Annotated in this window: 20 protein-coding genes and 1 pseudogene; 8 read left to right on the forward strand and 13 right to left on the reverse strand. The window is 52.4% G+C overall.

Annotation, left to right across the window (positions count from 1 at the left end; translation table 11 throughout):
* Positions 1-44: 44 nt before the first annotated feature.
* Both OGW44_RS09925 and mdtM read left to right on the forward strand, forming a co-directional pair.
* Positions 45-695 (forward strand): LysE family translocator, encoded by a 651-nt coding sequence (locus tag OGW44_RS09925; RefSeq protein ID WP_094168652.1) that lies wholly within the window; start codon positions 45-47, stop codon positions 693-695.
* Positions 696-1,018: 323 nt separating this feature from the next.
* Positions 1,019-2,260 (forward strand): multidrug efflux MFS transporter MdtM, encoded by a 1,242-nt coding sequence (gene mdtM, locus OGW44_RS09930; RefSeq protein ID WP_185654763.1) that lies wholly within the window; start codon positions 1,019-1,021, stop codon positions 2,258-2,260.
* Positions 2,261-2,352: 92 nt separating this feature from the next.
* Here the strand turns inward: mdtM and metC are convergent, their stop codons facing one another.
* Both metC and OGW44_RS09940 read right to left on the reverse strand, forming a co-directional pair.
* Positions 2,353-3,543 carry a cystathionine beta-lyase gene (gene metC / locus OGW44_RS09935; protein ID WP_016155600.1) on the reverse strand — a complete coding sequence of 397 codons (1,191 nt, stop codon included), beginning with the start codon at positions 3,541-3,543 and terminating at the stop codon, positions 2,353-2,355.
* 30 nt (positions 3,544-3,573) lie between these two features.
* A complete protein-coding gene (locus OGW44_RS09940; protein ID WP_003019196.1) occupies positions 3,574-4,806 on the reverse strand; it encodes a dicarboxylate/amino acid:cation symporter in 1,233 nt (410 codons plus the stop codon).
* A gap of 219 nt (positions 4,807-5,025) precedes the next feature.
* Here OGW44_RS09940 and OGW44_RS09945 point away from each other — a divergent pair, with 219 nt between their 5' ends.
* From OGW44_RS09945 to OGW44_RS09960, 4 genes and pseudogenes are all read left to right on the forward strand, one after another.
* Positions 5,026-5,952, forward strand: a complete 927-nt coding sequence (locus OGW44_RS09945; protein WP_016151563.1) for a LysR family transcriptional regulator — start codon at positions 5,026-5,028, stop codon at positions 5,950-5,952.
* A 75-nt stretch (positions 5,953-6,027) separates the two neighbouring features.
* Positions 6,028-7,308 carry a DUF445 domain-containing protein gene (locus OGW44_RS09950; protein WP_185654764.1) on the forward strand — a complete coding sequence of 427 codons (1,281 nt, stop codon included), beginning with the start codon at positions 6,028-6,030 and terminating at the stop codon, positions 7,306-7,308.
* 97 nt (positions 7,309-7,405) lie between these two features.
* A pseudogene (locus tag OGW44_RS09955) lies at positions 7,406-8,569 on the forward strand (MFS transporter); the annotation flags it as partial.
* 215 nt (positions 8,570-8,784) lie between these two features.
* Entirely contained in the window at positions 8,785-9,186 is a 402-nt protein-coding gene (locus OGW44_RS09960; RefSeq protein WP_016155598.1) for a hypothetical protein, read from the forward strand.
* A 61-nt stretch (positions 9,187-9,247) separates the two neighbouring features.
* Here the strand turns inward: OGW44_RS09960 and OGW44_RS09965 are convergent, their stop codons facing one another.
* The 5 genes from OGW44_RS09965 to uxuA form a co-directional block, all read right to left on the reverse strand.
* Entirely contained in the window at positions 9,248-10,285 is a 1,038-nt protein-coding gene (locus OGW44_RS09965) for a porin (RefSeq protein ID WP_016151559.1), read from the reverse strand.
* A 176-nt stretch (positions 10,286-10,461) separates the two neighbouring features.
* Complete coding sequence (locus OGW44_RS09970; protein ID WP_047358398.1) at positions 10,462-10,671, reverse strand: hypothetical protein; 210 nt, start codon at positions 10,669-10,671, stop codon at positions 10,462-10,464.
* 647 nt (positions 10,672-11,318) lie between these two features.
* The gene (uxuR, locus tag OGW44_RS09975; protein ID WP_185654765.1) at positions 11,319-12,092 is read right to left on the reverse strand and encodes a Uxu operon transcriptional regulator; all 774 of its coding nucleotides are present in this window, start codon (positions 12,090-12,092) and stop codon (positions 11,319-11,321) included.
* A gap of 221 nt (positions 12,093-12,313) precedes the next feature.
* Positions 12,314-13,789, reverse strand: coding sequence for a fructuronate reductase (locus OGW44_RS09980; RefSeq protein ID WP_185654766.1), 1,476 nt, complete (start codon positions 13,787-13,789; stop codon positions 12,314-12,316).
* A 78-nt stretch (positions 13,790-13,867) separates the two neighbouring features.
* Positions 13,868-15,052, reverse strand: a complete 1,185-nt coding sequence (uxuA, locus tag OGW44_RS09985; protein WP_016151555.1) for a mannonate dehydratase — start codon at positions 15,050-15,052, stop codon at positions 13,868-13,870.
* Positions 15,053-15,312: 260 nt separating this feature from the next.
* Here uxuA and gntP point away from each other — a divergent pair, with 260 nt between their 5' ends.
* Entirely contained in the window at positions 15,313-16,656 is a 1,344-nt protein-coding gene (gene gntP / locus OGW44_RS09990; protein ID WP_019078289.1) for a gluconate permease GntP, read from the forward strand.
* Positions 16,657-16,705: 49 nt separating this feature from the next.
* Here gntP and OGW44_RS09995 read toward each other — a convergent pair whose 3' ends face one another.
* The 3 genes from OGW44_RS09995 to OGW44_RS10005 are packed head-to-tail and all read right to left on the reverse strand — an operon-like array spanning position 16,706 to position 19,548.
* Positions 16,706-17,398, reverse strand: a complete 693-nt coding sequence (locus OGW44_RS09995) for a LutC/YkgG family protein (protein ID WP_019078288.1) — start codon at positions 17,396-17,398, stop codon at positions 16,706-16,708.
* Positions 17,391-18,818 carry a LutB/LldF family L-lactate oxidation iron-sulfur protein gene (locus OGW44_RS10000; RefSeq protein WP_016151552.1) on the reverse strand — a complete coding sequence of 476 codons (1,428 nt, stop codon included), beginning with the start codon at positions 18,816-18,818 and terminating at the stop codon, positions 17,391-17,393. The genes OGW44_RS09995 and OGW44_RS10000 overlap by 8 nt, the downstream gene beginning before the upstream one ends.
* Before the next feature lie 10 nt (positions 18,819-18,828).
* A complete protein-coding gene (locus OGW44_RS10005) occupies positions 18,829-19,548 on the reverse strand; it encodes a (Fe-S)-binding protein (RefSeq protein WP_016155592.1) in 720 nt (239 codons plus the stop codon).
* Positions 19,549-20,128: 580 nt separating this feature from the next.
* Here OGW44_RS10005 and OGW44_RS10010 point away from each other — a divergent pair.
* Positions 20,129-21,682 (forward strand): L-lactate permease, encoded by a 1,554-nt coding sequence (locus tag OGW44_RS10010; protein WP_016151550.1) that lies wholly within the window; start codon positions 20,129-20,131, stop codon positions 21,680-21,682.
* A gap of 471 nt (positions 21,683-22,153) precedes the next feature.
* On the opposite strand, the gene pdxY is transcribed toward OGW44_RS10010, so the two are convergent.
* The 3 genes from pdxY to OGW44_RS10025 form a co-directional block, all read right to left on the reverse strand.
* Entirely contained in the window at positions 22,154-23,011 is an 858-nt protein-coding gene (gene pdxY / locus OGW44_RS10015; protein WP_137367023.1) for a pyridoxal kinase PdxY, read from the reverse strand.
* A gap of 11 nt (positions 23,012-23,022) precedes the next feature.
* Entirely contained in the window at positions 23,023-24,288 is a 1,266-nt protein-coding gene (locus tag OGW44_RS10020) for an aromatic amino acid transporter (protein ID WP_016151548.1), read from the reverse strand.
* Between the two features lie 188 nt (positions 24,289-24,476).
* Positions 24,477-25,847, reverse strand: a complete 1,371-nt coding sequence (locus tag OGW44_RS10025; RefSeq protein ID WP_016155590.1) for a tyrosine phenol-lyase — start codon at positions 25,845-25,847, stop codon at positions 24,477-24,479.
* Positions 25,848-26,217: the final 370 nt, after the last annotated feature.

The raw sequence follows: 26,217 nt of genomic DNA on the forward strand, positions 1-26,217 counted from the left end.
GCGTCAGGCGTACGCTGATCTCTGTTTCATTTTCTGAGGTCGCTATGTCGCTGCTTGCTGAACTTTTTCCGTCTGCTTTTCCCGCGCTGGCGCTGGCGCATTTTGTTGCACTACTCAGCCCAGGGCCGGACTTCTTTTTACTGGTCGGTTACGCCGTACGTTACCGGATGCGCGGCAGCGCCGGGCTGTGCGTGGGGATCGCCATCGGCAACGGGCTGTATATCCTGCTGGCGATTATTGGTTGGGGGATCCTGCGCCAGCTTCCCCTGCTGTTTACGGTTATTGAGCTGCTGGGCGCGCTCTATTTATTATGGATTGGCAGCCTACTGATACGCAGCCGCCCGCAAACCCTGACCGGAGCAGACGCCCAGTCTACCTGTCCAGGATTTGGCAAACAGCTGCTGCTGGGATTAGGTTCGTCGTTGCTCAACCCAAAAAATGCGCTGTTCTATCTGGCGCTGATGACCGCCCTGCTCGGCCCGTCGGTGACGCTGCTGCAACAAACCATGAGCGGGATCTGGATGACCAGCGTGGTGTTGTTCTGGGATCTGCTGATCGTGATGTTCATCGGCTTACCGCAGATCCAGCGACGGTTAACCAGAGGGATATTGTGGATCGAGCGTATCGCCGGCGGCGTATTGATCGTCTTCGGCAGTGCGATCGCGCTGCGTTTTCTGCAGAGCGTCACTTTCTGATAAGCGTGACGATTTTCTGCAAATAAAGCGGATAAACTCGTTTAATTAATATCCAATCCGCATTACACTTTGGGTGGCTATTATCCATTCAACCAATTCTTCCCGAGGTGCGATGTGCTGATTGTTACCTGTAATCGTTACGTTTTCTGACCCGAGTCTGAAAACGTTTCTCCTGTTTGCGCCTCGCGCAGGCAGCGTTTTTGATTACATGAAATTCAGTACATTTGCAGTCTGCTTTTTTCTGTCATCAGTCTGACGTCTCAAAGACGGTATTGAATTTCGCTATTCCCGTTGAGGGTTTTCTCCCGAAAAGGAGCTGTTTTATGCAACGGATTCTCGCGTTTTTCTCCCAACGCACCACGACGCTATTTTTTCCTGTCGCGTTGATTTTATATGACTTCGCCGCCTATCTGTCGACGGACCTGATCCAGCCAGGCATCATCAATGTGGTGCGTGATTTCAACGCCGACGTCAGCCTGGCCCCCGCTGCGGTGAGCCTCTATCTGGCTGGCGGCATGGCGCTGCAATGGTTGCTGGGACCGCTCTCCGACCGGATTGGCCGTCGACCGGTGCTGATTGCGGGGGCGTTAATTTTTACGCTCGCCTGCGCTGCCACGCTATTGACCACCTCAATGACGCAATTTCTGGTCGCCCGATTTGTACAGGGCACCAGCATCTGCTTTATCGCTACCGTTGGCTATGTCACGGTGCAGGAAGCGTTTGGGCAAACGAAGGCCATAAAGTTAATGGCGATAATCACCTCCATTGTGCTGGTTGCGCCGGTTATCGGCCCGCTCTCCGGCGCAGCGCTGCTGCACTTTGTACACTGGAAAATCCTGTTCGCCATTATCGCCGCCATGGGGCTTATCGCCCTGATTGGGCTAGCGTTAGCAATGCCGGAAACCGTTAAGCGCGGCGCGGTGCCGTTCAGTGCACGCGGCGTACTGCGTGATTTCCGCGACGTTTTCCGTAACCGGGTGTTCTTGTTTGGCGCAGCCACGCTGTCGTTAAGCTATATCCCGATGATGAGCTGGGTGGCGGTCTCGCCAGTGATCCTGATCGACGCTGGCGGGATGAGCACATCAGAGTTTGCCTGGGCGCAGGCACCGGTGTTTGGCGCGGTAATCGTCGCCAATATGGTGGTTGTTCGTTTTGTGAAGGATCCAACCCAGCCACGCTTTATCTGGCGGGCGGCCCCCATTCAACTGAGCGGACTGGCGGTGCTGATTGTCGGCAATTTGCTGTGGCCGCACGTCTGGCTGTGGTCGGTGCTGGGAACCAGCCTGTATGCGTTTGGCATTGGTATGATCTTTCCGACGCTGTTCCGCTTTACGCTGTTTTCCAACAACTTACCGAAGGGTACGGTCTCGGCGTCGCTGAATATGGTCATCCTGACGGTGATGGCGGTTTCTGTCGAAATCGGACGTTGGCTGTGGTTTAACGGCGGCAGGATTTCGTTTCATCTGCTGGCGGTTGCGGCGGGTATTGCTGTCGTCTTTACCCTGGCAGGCTTACTGAAGCGGGTTCGCCAGCATGAAACAACAACGTTAGCCACTGAAAACTAACCTGCCGGATGGCACTGACGCTTATCCGGCCTATGTCGTAGTGATAGGCCGGATAAGGCGCTTGCGCCGCATCCGGCAACCATCACATTATCTTAAGCAATGCGCGCAAACCCTGCTTCCAGATCGGCAATCAGGTCGCCAATATCCTCAAGGCCAATATGCACCCTGACCAGTGTGCCGCTGAAATCTACCTCTCCGGCTGGGCGAATGCTGTTCAGCTCTTCCGGCTGATTCGCCAGAATAAGCGACTCAAATCCGCCCCACGAATAGGCCATATGGAACAGTGAGAAGTTATCGAGGAAATTCGCCATCTGCTCGTCGGTCAGTCTCTTTTTCAGCACAAACGAGAACAGGCCTGAGCTTCCGGCAAAGTCACGCTGAAAATACTCGTGCCCCGGGCATTCCGGTAATGCCGGATGATTCACCCGCGCCACTTCCGGCCTTGCCGACAGCCAGCGGGCAATATGGATGCTGCTCTCCTGATGCTGCTTAAGACGTACCGCCAGGGTGCGCAATCCACGGCTGCCGTTGTAGGCCGTATCGGCATCCAGCGTTTGCCCCATCAAATAGGAGTTCTCGCGCAGACGATCCCAACAACGAGCGTTGGACACCGCCGTGCCCAGCATGCCGTCCGAATGACCGATGGTGTACTTCGTTCCCGCCTGAATGGAAATATCCACGCCATATTCCAGCGCTTTGAACAGCACACCCGCCGCCCAGGTGTTGTCGATCATAATGACAATCTCCGGATTAACCGCGCGGATAGCTTTCACCATCCCCGGTACATCCTGGACTTCCATGGTGATCGAACTTGGCGATTCGAGGAATACAACTTTCGTTTCCGGACGCAGAAGATCAACGATACCAGCACCAATCAACGGATCGTAATACGTTGTTTCCACATTGAATTTACTCAGGATCTTATTGCAAAAATCTTGGGTTGGCTCGTAGGCCGCGCCCGTCATCAAAATATGATCGCCACCCTGAACAAACGCCAGAATCGCATTGGTCACCGCCGCAGCGCCGCACGGGTAAAGCGCGCAGCCAACGCCGCCTTCCAGTTCGCTCATTGCCTTCTGGAAGGCAAAGTGGGTGTAGGTTCCGCGACGACCGTAAAACAGCTCGCCATTTGCGCGATTGGCGGTGGCGAATTTTTTGTCTTTCACGGTATCAAACACCAGCGAAGAGGCGCGCTGGATAACCGGATTCACCGCTCCCTGGGTGTAGCGTTTGTCGCGACCCGCAACAACTAATTGCGTCTCAAGCTTCATTGCGTCTTTCATAACATCTCCTGTTCTTAATCCGTGTGAAACCTATACCACCGCAGCAGTAGAGTTTATTTCAGTGTTGGTCTGCTTTTTTCCAGCGAACCGTTCAACAATCTGCGCCGCATTCAAATCATGGATAACGTTAATCAGTGTGGCAGGCGCATCGGTAATCGTGCCCAGCACTACCAACATCGGGATCGCTTCCATTGGCAGGCCCAGCGTAGTGACGATAAAGATTTCACCGAGGAATGCCCCGCCCGGTACGCCGCCGACGATAATGGCGGAGAGCACCGCAATCAGCATGGTCAGGAAGAAGGTCTCGGTGGTGAACTCCATGCCCAGCACGGAATAGATAAAGACAATTTTCAGCGCGGCAATCATCGCCACGCCACCTTTGTTCAGGTTAACCAGTAGCGGAATGGAGACATCAACGATTTCCGGGTTAATCCCCATCGCCTTACCGGCACGCAGCGTCACCGGGAGAGTCCCCAGCGAAGAGCAGGTTCCCAGCGCAGTCGCAGACGGTTCAATCGCATTACGCCAGAAGGCTTTGACCGCCGGAATCCCGCCGCCAATATACGAATAGAGAATCGAGCCAAAAACAAAGTAGACCAGCGTGGCCACCATGAACAGGCCGATGGCGCGAGCAAAGGTCAGCAGCAGTGCAGAGTCCTGACTGGCCATAGTGGCAGCGAAATAGCAGCCCAGGCCAATCGGTGCAACCTTCATAATGATTGAGACGATCTTCATGATCACGGTATTGGCATCTTCCAGCAGCGACGCAATGCGCTTACCGGCCTGATCCGATTGACCAATCGCCACACCAGCAATAATCGCCATCACAATCAGCGCCAGAATATTGGACTTAGAAAACAGTCCGATAAAGTCGCTGGTCGTGATCATGCTGACAAAATCCATCTTACCGCTGCCCGCCTGCACCGACTGCGAAAGATCGATAGTGACGCCCTGCGCCGGGTTATACCATAGCGCCAGCGCAACGATCCCGGCAGCCGGAATAAAGGCCATTGCGATCGAAACAATAAAGATAATCGCCATAATGCGCCCCAGCCTTTTCAGGTCGGTCATACTGGCGATCGAAGACATGACGCTGATCCCCACCAGCGGCACAATAATCATAAATAGCAGATTTAAGAATATCTGGCCGATTGGCTGGAGTTTACTTGCAAACGAGGGGGCATAAATACCTAATAAGCCGCCAATCACCAGAGCAACTAATAAAATAATCGACGATCTGTAGGGTTCGAGTCGTGACCACATAATCGGTACCTTTAGAATAATATTTAATGAGATTAAATTCACAATGTGATGAGTTTCCGTTTCGCCTCCTTTTATTTTGTGACGTAACTCACCTAAGTTGTTATTTTTTCATTTTGCCAGCAAGTTGTTTCCTGTGATTCAATAGTTGCATGTTTAAAACGCGAATGTAACGGCCTATTCGTACCGTTTTTGCAAATCACTTGTGAATAAAAGGAAACTATGAGTACGCCGATTTCACTCAAGCATCTGGAGTTTTTCATTAAAATCGTCGACTGCGGAGGATTATCAGAAGCCGCAGCTCAACTCAACGTCTCGCCATCTGCGGTCAGCAAAAGCCTGGCGGCAATGGAAGATACGTTAGGCACGACATTAATTAAACGTACCACCCGCAGTATTACCCTGACCGATGCCGGGCAATATCTCTTTAACCGCGCCAATAAGCTTTTGAAAGAATTCGATGAAACGCTGAATACCACCTCCGGTTATTACCACAGCCCGCAGGGTGAATTACGCATAACCTGCTCAATTGCGTTTGGTTATTCCCGGCTGGTGAACCTGGTGGATAAATATCGTTCCCAGTTCCCAGATGTGAATCTGTATATCGATCTCAACGATAACTTCGTGAATCTGAACGAAACGGATTTCGACATCGCCCTGCGAATCTCCACCGCACCACCGCAGAACTACGCAATGCGCAAGCTGGTGCCTGTCCGCTGGGCGTACTGCGCCTCACCCGGCTACCTTGCCAAAAAAGGCATGCCCCAGCGTCGTAGCGATCTGGTCAATCATGATTGCCTGGTTTACCCAGGTCTCACGCCAGTGCTGAAGGTGGCGGATGAACAGGATCGTCTGCATCAGTTAAAACTGCATATGCCTATCCAGGCCAACAGCAGTCTGGTATTGCTGAAATCGGTGTTAGAAGATCAGGGAGTGGCGTATTTGCCCACCTATCTGATTGGCGATCATATTCAAAAAGAAGAGATAACGCCGCTGATGCTCGACGGCACCATCACCTGCGAAACCCACGCCCTGTATGCGCTCTATTTTCCCAGTAAGTACAGCAATCCGAAGGTGCGATCGTTTATCGATTTTCTGGTGGCGGAACTCGGCCCCTTACCCGCCTGGGACAACTGGATCCCGGAGTAAGCTTTGCTCGCCTGAAAATGGGAGGCGCTCCACATTTTTTGCGCGCTCCCCCCGTCTGGCTCTATCCTTAAGCCTATGAATAAAATTGCTGAACTCAAACGCGCCAAGCGACTGGCGCTCTCATTGCTGCTGATTGCCGCCGCTACCTTCGTCATCACGCTGTTTCTGCCGCCTAACTTCTGGGTGCTCGGGATCAAAGCGATCGCCGAAGCGGCGATGGTCGGCGCGCTGGCGGACTGGTTCGCCGTGGTGGCGCTTTTTCGACGGGTACCAATCCCGTTTATCTCGCAACATACGGCGATTATCCCGCGCAATAAGGATCGGATCGGGGAGAATCTTGGTCAGTTTGTGCAGGAAAAATTTCTCGACACCCAGTCCCTGATCGCCCTGATCCGCCGCCATGAACCGGCGTTGTTGATCGGTAACTGGTTCAGCCAGCCGGAAAACGCCCAGCGAATTGGCCAGCATCTGCTGCAGATCATGAGCGGTTTTCTCGAACTCACCGACGACGCCCGCATTCAGCGGCTGATCAAGCGGGCGGTGCACAAAGCCATCGACAAGGTCGATCTCTCCGGTACCAGCGCGCTGATGCTGGAAAGCATGACCAAAAACAATCGCCATCAGGTGTTGCTCGACACATTGATCGCCCAACTTATCGCCCTGCTCCAGCGCGACAGTTCGCGGGCGTTTATCGCCCGACAGATCGTGCACTGGCTGGAGACCGAGCATCCGCTGAAAGCGAAGATCCTGCCGACTGAATGGCTGGGCGAGCACAGCGCCGAACTGGTGTCTGATGCCGTTAATTCCTTACTGGATGACATCAGCCACGATCGGGCGCATCAGATCCGCCACGCCTTCGATCGCGCCACGTTTAAGCTAATCGATAAGCTCAAACACGATCCGGAGATGGCCGTGCGGGCCGAAAGCATGAAAAACTATCTGAAGGAAGACGAAGCCTTCAACCGTTATCTTGGCGAACTGTGGGCTGACCTGCGCCAGTGGGTGAAAACCGACATTAACGCTGACGATTCGCGCGTGAAGCAGCGCATCGCCAGCGCCGGACAGTGGTTCGGCGAAACACTGGTTGCCGACAGCGCCCTGCGCGCCTCACTGAATGGGCATCTGGAGCAGGCCGCGTATAAAGTTGCGCCGGAGTTCGCCACCTTCCTGACGCGCCACATCAGCGACACGGTGAAAAGCTGGGATGCGCGCGATATGTCGCAGCAAGTTGAGCTAAACATCGGCAAAGATTTACAGTTTATCCGCATCAACGGCACGCTGGTCGGCGGTTCTATTGGGCTGGTGTTATATCTGTTGTCGCAAATTCCTTCCCTGCTGACGCTGGCGAATTTTTAAGGAGAAAGTAAAATCCCTGTTTTTATTTTACTTTTCATTATCATTTGCACATGTAATATAACAATTATCAAACTAACAGCGTGAAATGAGAGTCCGTATGTCCCAGGGAAGCCCCGATTCAAATCGTCATGCCATCAGCGTCGCGCTCTTTGGCATGCTGGTCTTAACGCTGGGCATGGGAATTGGACGCTTTCTGTATACGCCGATGCTCCCGGTACTGCTGTCGGAAGGTCAGTTTACGTTTGACCAGCTCTCCTGGATTGCCAGCGCCAACTACGCCGGATATCTGGCGGGAAGCCTGCTCTTCTCCTTCGGGCTCTTCCATCTTCCCTCACGTTTACGCCCGATGTTGTTAACTTCTGCGCTCGCTACCGCAGCGTTGATTCTGGCAATGGCAAGCGTTAAGCAACCCGCGCTGGTGATGCTGATCCGTTTTCTGGCAGGCGTCGCCAGTGCCGGTATGATGATCTTTGGTTCGATGATCGTCCTGCATCATACCCGGCATCCCTTCGTGATCGCCGCATTGTTCTCCGGCGTTGGCGCAGGCATTTTGCTGGGCAATGAATATGTCATCAGCGGTCTGCATTTTGCGCTGTCATCGCACACGCTCTGGCTGGGGGCAGCGGCAGCTTCCGCTGTATTCTTTGTGCTACTCGTTATGCTCCTGCCATCTCGCGACCATGCGCTCCCCGCCGCAGCACCGGTAAAAACAGAGCATCAGCCTATGTCCTGGTGGCTGCTGGCGCTACTGTATGGGTTGGCCGGATTTGGCTACATCATTGTCGCTACATACCTGCCACTGATGGCGAAAAGTGCCGGGTCGCCGCTGCTGACGGCCCATCTCTGGTCGTTGGTCGGCATATCGATTATTCCGGGTTGTTTCGCCTGGCTGTGGGCAGCCCGACGCTGGGGGGTATTGCAATGCCTGACGGCGAATTTACTGATCCAAAGCGCCTGCGTGGTCATGACGCTCGCCAGCGACTCCTTGCCGCTGCTGGTGATAAGCAGCGTGGGTTTTGGCGCAACGTTTATGGGGACCACTTCGCTGGTCATGCCGCTCGCCCGTCAACTTAGCGTACCGCGCAATATTAATCTGCTGGGCCTGGTCACCCTGACTTACGGCATTGGGCAAATACTCGGACCGCTATTAACCAGCCTGCTGGGAAGCGGCGCTCAAGCGATCGTTAATGCCACGCTATGCGGTGCCATCGCCTTGTTTATTGCGGCACTGATCAGCCTCACACAATTATACAAACAGCGTTTCGCCTCCCCCAAAAAGGGTATAATCGACAACCTTATAAACAGGTATCTTAGGATTAGTCCGCAATCAAATGTCAACATTTAATAAACCACAAATAATCGGCAATTACCCGCCAGACAATTTATAATCCCCGGCTGTTCATTTATAAACTCAATTTAAAATGCGTAAAAATGGACATATTAACTCAGCATCAACACTATCTTCGGGAAAAGTACATGTCATGGTTTAAAAAAATACTACTGGGGTTAATTATTTTGGTGGGTTTAATTGGCACGCTAAAGGATTATAAAGACTTTGGCCTGTTTGGCGCGTTAGGATTGTTTCTTATATTCCTGTTAACAACAACATTTTTATGGCAATGGGCCTCTGGCAGGTTACCAGAGATAACCCAGCTTCAGGCCGTATTTATTTTACTGGCCAGCGCGGTAGCCTCAATTTTTGTTATCAATATGGCAATTGCCGGAAATTTGCATGTGGATTTAATGGAGGTCATGTACGTTACCATTACGCATAATCCACTTTTTTACCTGATTCTCTGCGTGGTCGCATGGGTAAAAGTGGGCATCTGGCAATGGCTGTTTAGCGGTGGACAGGTGAAAGAGAGTCAGCCAGTTTAAACACGGCAGAGCTAAAAAAGGCGTCTTAACTAAGACGCCTTTTGCATATCAGAACAAAAACTTAGAACTGATAGGTCAGACCCGCAACAACCTGGTTGTCGTCGTCTTTGCCGTCGAGCAGGTTAATTTTGTAACCCACATCAGCCACGATGTTTTTGTTGAAGTAGTAATCCGTGCCCAACGCTACGTATTCAGTCAGGTCATTATTGTTGTTGTCACGCGCGTGAACGTAACCCACGTTCGGACGCAGACCAAAATCAAACACATACGCAGCCATTGCTTCAAAGTGCTCAGCTTTATCCGCATCCTGAATCAGGTTGTGGGACTCGCCGTACATGGTCGCGACGTAGATGGCATTAGCATCATATTTCAGACCCGCGCCCCAGAACTCTGCGTTTTCGCCATCCCATTTACCGTCTTTATTGCCTTTCTTTTGGGCTGCTGTGATTGAACTATTTGTGTAGGTCGCAATAGCAGACACGCCGGAATCCGCAATGTTGTCATAGCCCAGGGAGAAGCCGTAGCCGTTACCGTGCTGCTTAGTCAAATTAGGTTTTGTCGGGTCTTCCGAGTTGGCATCACCTTTACCCTGGTATTGCGCACCAATGTTCAGACCATCAACGGCTCCAAAGAGATTTTTGGTGCGGAGTGTTGCAACGCCAGAAGTACGTGAAGTAAGGAAGCGGTCAGCATCTTCAAAGGAGTCGCCGCCGAACTCTGAAAGAGTGTCAGTGTAAGCTCCCACGTCGTAAGCGATACCGTAGTTACGACCGTAGTCAAAGCTAACGTCATGGCCATAATCCAGGCCAGCAAACGCCAGACGTGTATTGACGCCATTCTGAGAACCTTCTGCTTTAGAGGCATCAAACTGACTTTCAAATTGGCCATAACCGGTCAGTTGATCGTTGATTTGTGTCTCACCGCGAAAACCCAGACGCGCGTATGTACCGTCGGCATCGGTGCCGCCAGTCCAGGAATGGACCGCTTTTACTTTGCCGTACAGATCCAGTTTGTTGCCATCTTTATTATAAATTTCCGCTGCATGAACGGAGGTTACCCCTAATACCATTACAGCTAATGCCACTGCTGACTTTTTCATGTTATTACTCACTTTTAATTGTGAATTTTGCTATCAACTTTGTTATGAAGGCAGAATACCCGCATAAAAAAGCCCCCTATGGAAAAGGGGAAAACCTCTAACACACCAATGAAGGTAATAATAAAGTGGCAAGACACATATCATTTTGGGTTAAATAAAACCCGAACAGAGAGTAATTACTTGGATTCTTCGCTTACGCTCTCATTAACAGAGCGATATAACATTATTGCTTCGGCAATAATATCTTGTTTACTTTTACGGGTTTCAAATGCCAGCGTACGAACATATTCCCACAGAGAGGTATCGACACGGGCACTTAAAAGAACCATATCTTTTGAACGGGTACCCCTGGCCTTTCTAATATCGGGGTAATCTCGAGAGGGCATTATCATCTCCTGAACGCAAACACGCTTATGGCGATGAAATATGCAGTCAGTGTAAAAACATGTCAACGGCAAAATACAGTGACAATAGTAATGAAACTGTTAATAACGGACAAAAAACTGGAACAGCATTTCAAATGAAAGATAACTTGATTATAGAATAATGTGTAATTTTAACTTTACATATATTCACTTTTATTCATTTGATTAAAAAAGCCAGAACTATTGACAATAAACATGACCTCAAATCAAAACATCATTACAGCCAATAAGTTACGTGCCGTTATTAATGTCTACATTTCCGTGAAGCGCCTGTTTTTATGCACTGTTATTCCAGGCTGCCTCGCTCTGACCACCGCGTAAATCAGTTTGATTCTCACTTAACACAGGCCCGTTTTGTCTAAAAATAAGCACGGAAAGGTAAAAATAAGGTAAAAACAACTTATTTTCGCATGCAAAAATAAGTTGTTTTTAATTGATATAAATCAATTTTCACCGCATAACGACGGAGGAAAAATCATCATCTGAGGTGATGGAAAGCTTTGTTTACGTGACGTTCATGACGAGAAAAAAGCGTTGTTATGCAATAAACTTTTGTGCTGAAAAGTGTCGCGCGGGCTGCAACAGCCCGCATGGGAGAGGAAGGAAAATCAGGCGTTAACTTTATCCAGCGGCCAGGAATCAAACAGATAACCATCAAAGTCGATGTCATCAACATTTGAAAACTCCAGCAGGCGCTGTTTGACGTTTTCCAGATGCTGCCACATTGCCAGCTTGGCTGCGCGGGCATCCTTTTTGATTAATGCCGCCAGGATCTGTTTGTGGTCACCCATCCACTCTTTACGGTAATGGGTATCGTCAAGGTGGCTATGGAGCTGGATCCACATCGGGTTGTTTTCACGCCACTGCCATGACTGGCGAAACAGCTCCACCAGCATGCTGTTATGCGTGGCTTCGGCTATGGCGAGATGGAACTGCATGTCACCGCTTTCAGAACCGTTCGCTTCGCTGGAGGCCAGCTCCCGCTCTTCCAGCTGTAACGCCTGGCGCATTTTAACGATATCTTCACGCGTAGCCTGCAGCGCGGCGAATTCGGCGATATTGCTTTCCAGCAGCTGTCGCGCCTGCAGCAGCTCAAACGGGCCCGCGTCATTGCAATGATTGACATCCGTACTGTCGATGGTCTGCACATCTGCATTGTCGAGTACGTAGATCCCGGCGCCGCGGCGCACGTCCACCAGACCTTTAATTTCCAGCATAATTAACGCTTCGCGAACCACCGTGCGAGTGACATTGAGCATCTCAGCAATTTCACGTTCCGGCGGCAAACGCTCCCCGGGCTGGTACGGCGTCTGGACAATCAGATCGCGGATCATTGCACCCACTTCCTGGTAGGGTCTTTGTTGAGAAGTGTTCGATTTCATCGTGTTATGTCCGTCAGATGCGTCAATTCAGATCCGTAGGCCGGATAAGGCACATGCGCTGCCATCCGGCACCTATGCCGTTGGCTGATGGCGACGCTGACGCATCTTATCAAGCCTACAAAAAACATTTTTTCGCCTGAACTATAGCATTTGCGGGAAGCCAAAAACAGAAAACGGGTCAACCAAATCAGCATTTTGATTGACCCGTCATACTTCGGGGATTATGCGTCAGCGCCTAACGCCGCAACGCACTCGCGTGCGCCGTGTTCACACAGCTGTTGATACGTCGCGATAATTGTCTCAACAAAATCAGCGTTTTCCGCCAGATCATGGCCAAAAATGCCGCTCAGCCCCAGCAGCGCCGCCACGCGTTCGGCCCCCTGGAACTGTTGGTTAATGCGTTGGAACTCAGCCAGCAAGGGGTCGACAACATCAATGGCCTGCCCCTGTTCATCCACGCCACGGGTGTAGCGCATCCAGCCCGCCACGCCCAGCGCCAGGTGACGCCAGTCGCTGGCGTTTTGCAGATGCAGACGCACCGGATCCAGCAGGCGCTGCGGCAATTTCTGGCTGCCGTCCATCGCAATCTGCCAGGTGCGGTGACGCAGTGATGGGTTGCTGAAACGCTCGATGAGCAGCATCGCATAGGCGTTAAGATCGGTGCCTTCCGGCATCGACAGCGTCGGCGCTTGCTCCTGCATCATCAGCGCGAATGCCGCTTTGCGGTACGCCGGATTTGTCATGGTATCAGCGATAGTTTCATAGCCGCCGAGATAGCCCAAATACGCGAGGAAAGAGTGGCTGCCGTTGAGCATTCGCAGTTTCATCATTTCAAACGGCACCACATCGGCAACGAACTGCGCACCAACGTTATCCCAGTCAGGGCGACCGTTAACAAAGTTATCTTCGATAACCCACTGACGGAATGGCTCACAGGCGATAGCACACGGATCGTACACGCCCAACTGGTCGGCAATCTCTTGCAACGTTTCTGGCGTCGCCGCCGGAACAATGCGGTCTACCATGGTGCACGGGAAAGTGGCGTTAGCCTCAATCCACTGCGCCAGCTGCGGGTCGCGCGCCTGCGCCAGACCCAGCACTGCGACTTTCGCCACATGACCATTTTCACGCACGTTATCGCAAGACATCACGGTAAAGGCCGCAAGCCCTTGCTCACGACGCAGATGCAGCGCCTGTACGATGTAACCAATCGCCGATTTCGGCGCGCCTGGATTCGCCAGATCGTGTTTAATCAGCGGGTTATTGAGATCTAACTGTCCGCTGGCAGCATCGGTGCAGTAACCTTTTTCCGTGACCGTCAGCGAGACAATTGCCGTCTGCGGGCGCGCCATAGCCTGTAAAATACCATCACAGCCGTCAAGCTCCGGGTGCAACGCTTCTTTCATCGAGCCAATCACTTTCAGCACGGTGTTGTCCGCGCCTTTTTCCGCCACGGTATACAGCAGTTGCTGTTTGCGCAGGTTTTCAATCAGGACGCGATCGTTACCCGGCATCAGGTTAACTTCACAGATCCCCCAGTCGCTGTCGGTGGTTTGCAGCAGATGATGGGTGTACAGCGCCTGGTGCGCGCGGTGAAATGCGCCGCATCCCAGGTGAACAATGCGGGATTGCAGGCGCGAGCTGTCCCATGCAGGGCGAGCAACCGGCAGGTTGCTATTGGCAATTGTCGTTGTCATCGTGAACTCCAGAACCCGTTGAATGACCAACGGAAGAGAAAAGAAAAAGCCGGCCAAACAGGTGACCGGCAACTCGCTTTAGCGGCTAAAGAAAGCGCGCTGGATAGCCATCTCAACGCCACGCACTTCCGCCAGCCCTTTCAGGCGACCAATCGCGGAGTAGCCTGGGTTGGTTTTCTTTTTCAGATCGTCAAGCATCTGGTGGCCGTGGTCCGGACGCATTGGGATCAGGTCCTCTTTACCCTCGGCTTTACGGCGCTGCTCTTCCTCAACGATCGCTTTCACGACTTCGTACATATCGACGTCGCCGTTAAGATGCGCCGCTTCATGGAAGGTTTTCGGGTTATCTTCACGCAGCGTGGAGCGCAGGTGGGTGAAGTAAATACGTGGGCCAAACTGTTTGATCATGTCGACCAGATCGTTGTCCGCCCGGACGCCGTAGGAGCCGGTGCACATGGTAAAACCGTTCGCCATGCTGTTGACCGTATCGACCATCCATTGCATATCTTCCACGGTGGAAACTATGCGCGGCAGGCCGAGGATTGGGCGCGGCGGATCGTCCGGGTGTACCGCCATCCGCACGCCTGCTTCTTCCGCCACAGGAATAATTGCTTTCAGGAAGACGGCAAAGTTCTCGCGCAGTGCGGCTTTATCGATATCTTTATAACGCGCAAGATGCTGGCGGAACTGGTCAAGCGTATAGCCCTCTTCCGCGCCCGGCAGACCGGCGATGATATTGCGGGTCAGACGCGCTTTGTCTTCATCGCTCATGGTGGCGAAGCGTTCATTCGCCTGAGCAATCTCTTCGGCGGTGTAATCCGCTTCCGCGCCCGAACGTTTGAGGATGTGCAGCTCAAAGGCGGCGAATTCAATCTGGTCAAAACGCAGCGCTTTGGAGCCGTCCGGCAGGACGTATTCCAAGTCGGTACGGGTCCAGTCGAGAACCGGCATGAAGTTGTAGCACACGGTACGAATGCCGCACTGGGCCAGGTTACGCAGGCTTTGCTGGTAGTTGGCGATCCACTGCTGATAGTTACCAGAACGGGTTTTAATGTCTTCGTGGATCGGTACGCTTTCGACGACCGACCAGACCAGGCCCGCCTGCTCAATAATGGCTTTGCGTTTTAGGATCTCATCAACCGTCCACACTTCCCCGTTCGGGATATGGTGCAAGGCGGTGACCACGCCCGTGGCACCCGCCTGACGTACATCCGCTAAGGTGACCGGATCGTTAGGACCATACCAGCGCCATGTCTGTTCCATCTTTTATTCCTCATTTACGTTATGGACTCGACGATATGGCACATAAATTCCTCCTTTTGGTATGACATGTCAACCTGAAGGAATGAATTGGTTAACCAAATCACGATTTTTGCTGATTATATCGCCATTTTGCGGCCAGGAAGCGCAGTAAAGATGTAAACATGTAACGCAATGTGACATTCATCGCATCAATGGTTAACCAATACAGATAACATATCAACCAAAATCATAATAGTTCAACCAATAAAGGTAGACGTTATATGCATGTTCTCAATATTCTGTGGGTCGTATTCGGCATCGGTCTGATGCTGGTGCTCAATCTAAGATTCAAAATAAACTCGATGGTCGCCCTGCTGCTGGCGGCGCTCTCGGTCGGCATGCTGGCGGGTATGGACTTAATGGCGCTGCTGCACACCATGAAATCCGGCTTTGGCAGCACGCTGGGTGAGTTGGCGATTATCGTGGTATTCGGGGCAGTCATCGGTAAGCTGATGGTCGATTCCGGAGCGGCGCATCAGATTGCTCATACGCTGCTGGCGCGACTCGGTCTGCGCTATGTACAGCTGTCGGTGATCATTATTGGTCTGATTTTCGGCCTGGCGATGTTCTATGAAGTGGCGTTTATTATGCTGGCGCCGCTGGTGATCGTCATTGCCGCAGAAGCGAAGATCCCGTTCCTCAAGCTGGCGATTCCTGCCGTTGCCGCCGCCACCACCGCCCACTCTCTGTTCCCGCCGCAGCCTGGTCCGGTCGCGCTGGTTAACGCCTACGGCGCTGACATGGGTATGGTCTACATCTACGGTATTCTGGTGACTATTCCGAGCGTGATCTGCGCCGGGCTTATCCTGCCGAAGTTCCTCGGCAACCTCGATCGCCCGACGCCGTCATTCATGAAGGCCGACGTACCGGTTGACCAGAACAATCTACCGTCTTTCGGCATCTCTATTCTGGTTCCGCTGATCCCGGCGATCATCATGATCTCCACCACCATCGCCAACATCTGGCTGGTGAAAGGAACACAGGCGTGGGAAGTGGTCAACTTCTTAGGCTCCTCGCCAATTGCGATGTTTATCGCCATGATTGTCGCCTTCGTGCTGTTTGGTACCGCGCGTGGTCACGACATGCAGTGGGTGATGAACGCCTTTGAAAACGCGGTGAAAAGCATCGCCATGGTGATCCTGATCATCGGCGCGGGCGGCGTACTGAAGCAGACCATTATTGATACCGGCATTGGCGATACCATCGGTATGCTGATGTCGCACGGCAATATTTCTCCGTACATCATGGCGTGGTTGATAACCGTGCTTATTCGTCTGGCAACCGGTCAGGGCGTGGTCTCAGCCATGACGGCAGCGGGGATTATCAGCGCAGCCATTCTCGACCCGGCAACCGGTCAACTGGTGGGCGTCGATCCGGCGTTGCTGGTACTGGCGACGGCGGCTGGCTCCAACACCCTGACCCATATCAACGATGCCTCGTTCTGGCTGTTCAAAGGCTACTTTGACCTGTCGGTGAAGGATACGCTGAAAACCTGGGGTCTGCTGGAGCTGGTGAACTCCGTGGTTGGTCTGATTATCGTGTTGATCATCAGCATGATTGCATAACGTCGATACCGCTCTGGCCCACAGCGCCAGAGCGGTTCTTTCTCCTGCCTTAACAATCCTCAATAATCAGATACACCGCCTTCACCGGGCCATGCACCCCAACCACCTTGATAAGCTCAATATCCGCCGTCGAGCTGGGTCCGCTGATAATGTTAATGCACGACGGCATACGCTCACCGGCCTGCGCTTTCTGATGCAGTTTTTCTGCCAGTTGCGCCACGCGCGGCAGGATGGTGCTTTTACGCAGCACGAAAATCGAGGACTCCGGCAACAGGCTCAAAGAACGCCCGCGCTCCGGCGCGGAAAACAGCACCACGCCGCCGGACTCGGTCAGGCCATACTCGGCATACACTACGCCGACTTTCGCCTGCTCGGCCTCGGTAATATTTTCGCTGCCTCGCGCCGGATCCCAGACCACGGCGTTGCATTCCTGCTGCAAACGTTCGGTGATGCCCAGCGCCACCAGCCGGCTGTCGCCGCTCAGCACTACCGGCTGACCCAATTCTTCACACAGGCGTAGCGCTGCTTCTGCGGCCTGGTCCTCGCGAGTCAGTTCACAGCGGGCCAGCATCACTTCGCTGGCGAACTGGATAAACGCATCGCAGCGCTGGTGTGGGCTAAGTTCGGTCAGGCGCTCGTTGGCATAATTGTTAACCGGCGCGGCATCCGCTTGCGGTTCGAAACGCGGCGGGCGACCCAGCGCCTGGGCGATGGTGTTTAAAAACGCGGTACGGTTATCCATTCTTTTTCTCCTGCGCCTGATGTTTCTTAAACCAGCTGCGGAAGCTCTCGCCGTCAGCATCAGGCAGATCGCGCGCCTCCATCCAGTCACCAATCGCGCCAACCTTGAGCGGGGTTTTCCCGCCATTGATAAACCAGCTTGCCGCATGCGCGCCCGCCATCATTCCGACTTTCCACAGCCCCGGATGGCTATTGGCATAAGCGAACATTTTGATCGCCCGTCGCTCGGCTTTCGGGGTAATGCCCTCCTCGGCCATCACCCGACGATGACGCAGGATCAGTTTTGACAGCGGAATACGCACCGGGCAGACGCTGTCGCAGGCCGTGCATAAGGAACAGGCGTACGGCAGGTCTTTAAAATCTTTATAGCCGCCGAGCAGTGGAGAAATCACCGCGCCAATAGGGCCGGGATAGATCGAGCCATAGCCGTGTCCGCCGATGTGGCGATACGCCGGGCAGGTGTTCATACAGGCCCCACAGCGGATGCAGCGCAGCACATCGCGAAACTCAGAGCCCAGCACCTGCGAGCGACCGTTATCGACAATCACCAGATGGAACTCTTCCGGTCCGTCCACGTTATCCGCCTCACGCGGGCCGGTCAGCCAGGTGTTATAGCCCGTCAGACGAGCGCCCACGGCGCTGCGCGCCAGCATGGTGATCAGCACATCCACATCAGCAAAGGTTGGCGCGATACGCTCCATGCCCATCACCGCAATGTGCGTTTTCGGCAGCGTGGTGCACATGCGCGCGTTGCCTTCGTTGGTCACCAGGCATACTGAACCGGTTTCCGCCACGGCAAAGTTACAGCCGGTAATACCGATTTCGGCACTCAGGAAATCCTCGCGGATCTTCTGGCGAATGAACAAGGTCATGGCTTCCGGGGTTTCCGGGCCGTCATACCCCAGACGCTCGTTCAGCACGCGGCGGATCTGATAGCGATCTTTATGAATAGCCGGGACCACGACGTGCGAAGGTGGATCCTGATCCAATTGCAGGATGTATTCCCCGAGATCGGTTTCGATCACCTGGATTCCCGCATCCTGCAGGACATGGTTGACGCCGATCTCCTCGGTCACCATCGACTTGGACTTCACCACCTTCTTCGCGTTTTTGCTGCGCGCGACCTGCAGAATGTAGGCGGTGGCCTCTTCTTTGGTTTTGGCGAAATAGACGTGGCCGCCGTTTTGCGTCACTTTCTCGGAGAGTTGATACAGGTAAGCGTCGAGGTTGCTCAGCACGTGATCGCGGATCTGGCTGGCACGATCGCGCCAGTCTTCCCAGTGGCCTAACTCATCGACCATTTTTTGTCGATTTGCGCCAATACGCTCCTGCGCATTGGCCACGGCTTTGCGCATGATCGGATCTTCTATCTGCTGACGAATGCGCAGTTTAAATTCTACATCGCTGGTTTTTATCGACATCTCTTTCCCCTCAGCGGCTCATCAGCACTTCAGCAATATGCATCACTTTGACCGGCTGGCCTTCCCGTTGCAGTCGACCGCCAATGTTCAGCAGGCAACTGACGTCTGCGCCAATCAAATATTCCGGCTGCGCATCCATCAAATGTAAGACTTTCTCTTTCACCATCTCGCCGGATATCTCGGCCATTTTGACAGAGAACGTCCCGCCAAAGCCGCAGCAGGTATCCTGATCGGCAAACGTCAGCAGCTCCAGCCCGCGCACGTTTTTCAGCAGCGTGAGCGGCTCTTCCTTCACCCCCAGCTTTCGAGTCAGGCTACAAGAGGGATGATAGACAGCGCGGCCCTGCAGGCTGGCGCCGACGTCCACCACGCCCAGCTTGTTGACGATAAAGGAGGTGAGATCCTGCATACGCGCGGCAACCTTTTCGGCACGCAGCGCCCATTCCGGTTCATCGGCCAGATACGTCGGATAGCTTTTTACCGCGTAGGTACAGGAGCCTGCTGGCGAGATAATCGGATCGTCGTTGTCTTCCAGGGCGGCGATCAGGTTTTTCATCCCAGGGATCGCCTCTTTGATGTAACCGCTGTTGATGGCTGGCTGACCGCAACACCCTTGCTTCTCGGGGAAATTAACGCGACAACCCAGTTTTTCCAGCAGCAATACGGAGTCTCGTGCCATCCGTGATTTCAGTGCGTCACCAATGCAGGTAACAAAGAAATTTACATTCACAATAACTACTCCATTGCTTCATTTCTGTTTATTGCGCTTGATATCGCGATATCAAGCAAAGGTTCAGCCGTATTTCACGCCCAGTTTTTCTGTTTGCTATTTTTACTAATGCCTGGGTTCATGGTGATGCTCGGGTCGTTTTCCTTTGATACCGACTCTCCGCTTCTTAAGTCAGGACAGTCGCATATGTCTGTATTTTCATTTGTATGACAAAACCAAATAATCCCCTAATCAACCCCCATATGCAACAACCAGGTTTATTTCTTTCGGTCTCGCTCACATTTTTATATTTAAAACCACAGCATTATGAACACCTTAAAAACAGTTTCAGGTGCTTACTATTCTCATCACCAGCATTATTAAAAAGGTTATCATATAACTATTTATAGGTATTCAGCTTACTCTTAAGTATATTTACCTGGCATTGGATTTTAATTAAAAGATTACAATAGTTACAAAACTACAAATCATAATTACTTTATTCACTGAAGCGATTCAGTTTACATACTTTATTAACCCAGCAATGTAGCCTCCCCACCATAAATATAAATCAGGTTTAATGAACCAATCAGGAATAGCAATGAACGAATATTTTATGTTTGCCCTGGCACTCTCTCCTTTACTACTGATGGTATTTTTAATATTGAAATTGAAAATGCCCATCCATTATTCCGTGTTGATCTCTTTGGTATTCACTGCCGCGCTGTCGGCCATATTCTGGGAAATGCCCGTACAGAATCTGAAAGCCGCGATAGGCTATGGCGCCCTGAAGGGGTTATGGCCGATTGTGATTGTGATCCTCGGCGCCATCTTCAGTTATAACGTCATGCAGGCGACCAAGGCGCTGGATATTCTGCGCGATATTCTCGCCAGCATTAGCGAAGATAAGCGTATTCAGGTGCTACTGATTTCATGGTGCTTCGGCGGATTCCTTGAAGCCGCGGCAGGTTATGGCACGGCGGTCGCCATTCCGATCGGCATTCTCATTGCGCTGGGATTCAACCCGCTGAAGGCGGCGATCGCTTCTCTCGTGGCGAATACCGTTCCCACCGCATTCGGCGCGGTCGGGATCCCGGTATCTATTCTGGCGGAACAGGTTAATCTGCCGGTGTATACCTTAGGCGGAACCATTATTCTGCAGCTCGCGCTGTTTAATATCCTGCTGCCGTTTGTCATTGTCTGCATTATTGGCGGCGGCCTGAAAGCCATTCGTGGCGTATTTCTGATCACGCTGATTTGCGGCATCACCACGCTGGTTCCGCAATATTTTGTCGCCATTCATCTTGGCGCGGAATTGCCCGCCTTTGCCGGTAGCCTGGTCAGCCTGTTTGCCGTGGCGATGGTCAGCCGCCTGCGCAAAGGGAAAACCGATCCCGAGTGGCGCATTGAGGTCAGCCATACCCGCGAAACCACGCCGCGCTCGGCAAAAGTGTTGTTCCGCGTAGGCTCTATCTATCTGTTTATTTTTGTTTTTATCCTACTGTGCTCACCGCTGTTCCCGACGATCAAAGGCGCGGCGTCCCAACTGGCCTCGGTGCTGCATTTCACGCTCGCCGACGGCAACACGCTGGCGCTGAAAGTTGAATGGGTGACCACGCCGGGGATGCTGATCATCTTTGCGACCCTTATCGGCGGTTTTATTCAGGGAGCGTCCGCACGCGGGATGCTGGAAGTGTTTATCAAAACCATTTTCCAGCTTAAAAATTCCATTGTGGCGATTATGGCGATTGTCGCGCTGGCCACGGTGATGGATCTCAGCGGAATTATCTCCACGCTGGCCCAGTCGATTGTCGATCTGACCGGCAGTTCCTACGTCTTCCTCGCCCCGGTGATTGGCGCGCTGGGCACGTTTGTTACCGGCAGCGATACCAACTCAAATATTTTGTTCGGCAAACTGCAAACCATTGCCGCCAGTAAACTGCATATCGATCCCAACTGGCTCGCGGCGGCGAATACTTCTGGTGCAACGGGGGGGAAAATGATTTCGCCGCAGAGTATCGCCATTGCGGTTTCAGCCACCAAAATGGACGGACAGGCCAACCAGATAATGTCTGGCACCATGAAATACTGCTGCGCCTATATTGTGATCCTCGGCCTGAAAGTCGGTCTCTTTTATTACTGGTTTATGGCGTAATCCATTGTCAACCCCGTCAAATTCACGGCAACCGTATTTGACGACGCGGTGACCAAAAAGGTTTACACCGCTTCAGGATCGAAACGAAGCGACTGGCTTTACGATTTGTCGGCGCTGACTAAAATAGCGCCGATGTTTCAAATCGAGGATTGTTGTTATGTTGTTCTGGAAAAAGATGGTGAAGAAGTTCGACGCCTTTTCCGCGTTGATCCCACCACGCTACTTCCGCGTGTAATGCCTGGCGCTAATGCCTGATGGCGCTTCGCTTATCGGGCCTACGTTTCACGCTCATTTGTAGGCCGGATAAGGCGCAAGCGCCGCATCCGGCAGCAGAGAAAAATGTTCTCCCCTTTCACTTACGCAGCCCGCACGCTCTTAACACCCTGACCCACAGACGAAGCCATGCAAAACGGTAGATCAGCGGATGCTGAAATCGTAGCAGTGTCAGAAACATAGAGCCTCCTTGCGGCGCTACAGCACCGTTGCCTGATAGCGAATTTGCGGCTCCATTATCTGGTGACGCGCGTCTATCAGCCGCAGTTCATACGAGTCGTGCTCTTTCGTCAGCCGCATCACCGCGTCGACGACACTGGTGGTCCGCTCCAGCGCCTGCTTGTCCTCATAACCGTTGAGCAGTGAAGCCAGCATCACGCTGCAAATCAGATCCCCAACGCCCACCGGCATTTTGGCAAAGGTATACAGCGGCCGGGCGATGTGTAACGTCTGTTCCGCCGTCACCAGCAGCATTTCAAACGCCTGTTTGTCGCGCGAGCAGTCGCCGAGATGTTTCACCAGCACCTTCTTCACGCCCCACGCCACCAGCTGCTGCGCCGCTTCCACCACCTCGTCAAAACTACGTAGTTGTCTGCCCGTCAGCACGCCCAGCTCATAGAGATTCGGCCCCATCACATCGGCCAGTTGAATGGCGTCATCGACAAAAAAGGACTCCACGCCCTGCGCGACGATGCAGCCTTTTTGCGGGTCGCCCATCACCGGATCACAAAAATAGAGCGCCTGGGGATTACGCTGGCGAATGGTGGTGACCGCGAGCTTCACCTCTTCGCAATGGCGTTTTTCCCCGAGATACCCGGACAGCACGGCATCGCATTGCGCCAGTTTTTGCAGATCATCCAGCCCGCAGATGATGGCGCTCAGCTCGCCGTGCGGCATCGCCATGCCCTGCCACATCCCGTACTGGGTGTGGTTGGAAAACTGTACGGTGTAAAACGGCCAGACATCGATCCCCGAGAGCTGCATCGGCAACACGGCGGCTTTATTTCCGGCATAGCCATAAACGACTGACGACTGAACAGACAACACGTTTTTCATTTTGACTCCGTCTAGCGAAACGTTGGCAGCAGACCAAATACGTCCAGAACAACCGTCAGATAGACAACCGCCCCACAGACAATGACCAGATTGAGCACGGTGTTATTACACGGCGCGGTATAGCTGGCGGTCGGAAAACGTTTCCGCGCCGCTTTCACCAGGAACGGCGGCAGGATCACGCTCCAGATGGTAAAGGCCAGACCGGCGTAACCAATGGCGTGCACAAACCCGTTCGGGAAAAAGAAGCACACGGCGGCTGGCGGGAAGTAGGTCACCAGCGCGGTTTTCAGGCGACCCATGCCGTCATCCGGGAAGTGAAACAGGTCGGCGATGTAATCGAACAGGCCAAGCGTCGCCGCCAGCAGGGAACTGGCTACCGCAAAGTTGCCGAAGAAGGTCAGGATCAGATCCATATAACGGCTGGTGAACAGCCCGCTGATAGCCTCGACAAACACGTCGATATTGCCACCTTTGGCGATAATTGGCGGGAACGAGGAACGACTGATATTGCCCATCGTGACGCCCAGCCAGAAGATATACAGCAGCAGGGCAAACAGCGTGCCGATGATAATCGAACGCGTAATATTTGAGATCCCGCTCGTGCCATACAGCTTCACCAGGCTCGGCACGTTACCGTGAAAACCAAACGAGATAATGCAGAACGGCAGCGTCATCAGGATATACGGCAGGTACTGCGAATTGGGCAGCGCCACTGCCACGCTGTCGACGAGTTTCGCCACTTCGATATGCCCCACCAGGCCAGAGAAGGTGGCAAAGAACGCAATAAACTTACCGATAATCAACACGGTAGTAATACGTCCAACCAACAAGGAGCTGTACCAGGCAATCGCCCCGACCAGCATACTGACGATCACCACCGAGATATTCGCCGGAAAGCGCACGCCGCTGTATTTGAACACGGTTTGCGCCATCACCGCCGACGAACCAGAGATATAGGCATAGGTCAGAATATACAGCACAAAGCCGAAAGCGATACCGACCACAATATTCCACTTTCGACCTAATAAATCCTGAGTAAAGGTATTAAAACTGGCACCGGCGCCATAATGCAGGTTAACTTCGACCAGCATCAGACCGGTTAATAACATCATGATGGCGATAAACAGAAGAATAACTGACGCACCGGGGAACCATACGCCAGCCATCGCAATCGGCAGGGAAAACATCCCTCCACCCACTACGGTCGCGATAACCAACATGGTTCCGCTAATCAGTCCGGGGGTACTACTCTGTCGCTCAATGGCATTAATATCCATGATAAATGTTCCTGTAGACTATTCGTTATAATTACAGCTGTCATTTGTACATCATGCGGATAATAAAAATGTCGGAGTCAGGGTTTACTTTTGTAGTTATGTCACGGTAACGGGCACCGCAAAGGCTTCCTGTTCATGGAAAAGAAATACAAAAAAGCCCCATCCTGAGATGGGGCCATAATTATTATTTAGATATAGTCAAAGCGTGCAGTAAAGAAACGGAGCTGCTTCGGCTCGTAAATAAACTTCAGCCCGCGAATATCTTCTTTGTGCTGGTAAAGTTTAATAATACCGTCAGCCACTACATCCATATGCGCGTAAGTATAAACGCGGCGTGGAATAGTCAGACGCACGGTTTCCAGTTTCGGCCTGTGGTGTTCACCGGTCACGTTATTACGGCCCGCAGAGATAATTCCGCGCTCCATACTACGTACGCCGGTTTCCACATAGATACTGGCAGCCAGGCTTTGCGCCGGGAACTCGTCCTGCGTCAGATGCTCGCAGAAGCGACGCGCATCAAGGAATACCGCGTGACCGCCCACCGGTTCAACAATCGGTACACCAGCGGCTTTCAGCTTGTCGCCCAGATAGCGAACCTGCTTCACGCGGTGCTCGATGTACTCATACTGCATGGCTTCGCGCAGACCAATCGCCATAGCTTCCATGTCGCGTCCGGCCAGGCCGCCGTAGGATGGCATACCTTCGTAAACAACGACTAACTCTTTGGCAGAAGAGAACATTTCGTCATCGTTCATGCACAGGAAGCCGCCGATATTCACCAGACAGTCTTTTTTACCACTCATGGTACAACCGTCGGCATAGCTGAACATCTCATGCACGATCTCTGCGATGCTCTTGTTCTCAAAGCCCTGCTCTTGCTCTTTGATAAAGTAGGCGTTTTCTACGCAGCGGGTTGCGTCGTAGAACACTTTAATGCCGTGTGCTGCAGTCAGTTCACGCACCGCGCGCATGTTAGCCATGGAGACCGGCTGCCCGCCTGCGAGGTTAACCGTGACTGCCAGGCAAATATAGGCAATATTCTCGGCGCCTTTTTCATCAATCAGTTTTTGTAATTTTTTAAGATCGATATCACCTTTAAAAGCAATATTCAGACCGGCATCGTGCGCTTCGTCACGAACGATATCGACAAACACCGCACCATTTTTTTCCTGGTGATAACGGGTAGTAGTGAAATACATATTCCCGGCAACATATTGCCCCGGTTTAATTGCCAGCTGCGATAACAGGTTTTCTGCGCCGCGCCCCTGGTGAGTAGGAACAATATGTTTAAAGCCAAACAGTTCCTGCACGGTTCTTTCCAGATGATAGAAGTTTTCGCTGCCCGCGTAGGCTTCATCACCCATCATCATGCCGGCCCACTGCTTGTCGCTCATTGCGTTGGTGCCACTGTCTGTCAGCAGGTCAATATAAATATCTTTCGAATTTAACAGGAAAGTATTGTATCCCGCTTCTTGCATTTTCTTAAGGCGTTCATCACGCGGGATCATAGATACAGTTTCAACGCTTTTAATACGGAAGGGTTCTGCCGGATAATTCATTTTGTTTCTCCAGTAACAGTGGTCATGTACGTATTAATGTGAAGTAAAGCATACCTGGTTCATCAATAAAGTCTGATGAAATATAACTATTCGCCTCCTGAGTCAGGGGGAGAAATAATGTGGAGGCACTATGCAAGATTTAATTGATTATGGAAATAGCCTGGTCAACATTAATCACTGGCAATAATTTAAAAAGCTGTAAATGTAGGTGATGCAAATCACACGTCATTTTTTTACCCGTTCATATTCAACAAGTTTTTTTTTGCGTGTTGATTTGCCATTTGCGATGGTGCCCCCGTGGAGAGGGGAAATACTGAAAACTTAACTTTCCAGTCTGTGCTCATACTGTATTGCTGAATGAGTACACCCC

Source organism: Citrobacter sp. Cb023, from assembly GCF_030336805.1.
Taxonomy (GTDB): Bacteria; Pseudomonadota; Gammaproteobacteria; order Enterobacterales; family Enterobacteriaceae; genus Citrobacter; species Citrobacter braakii.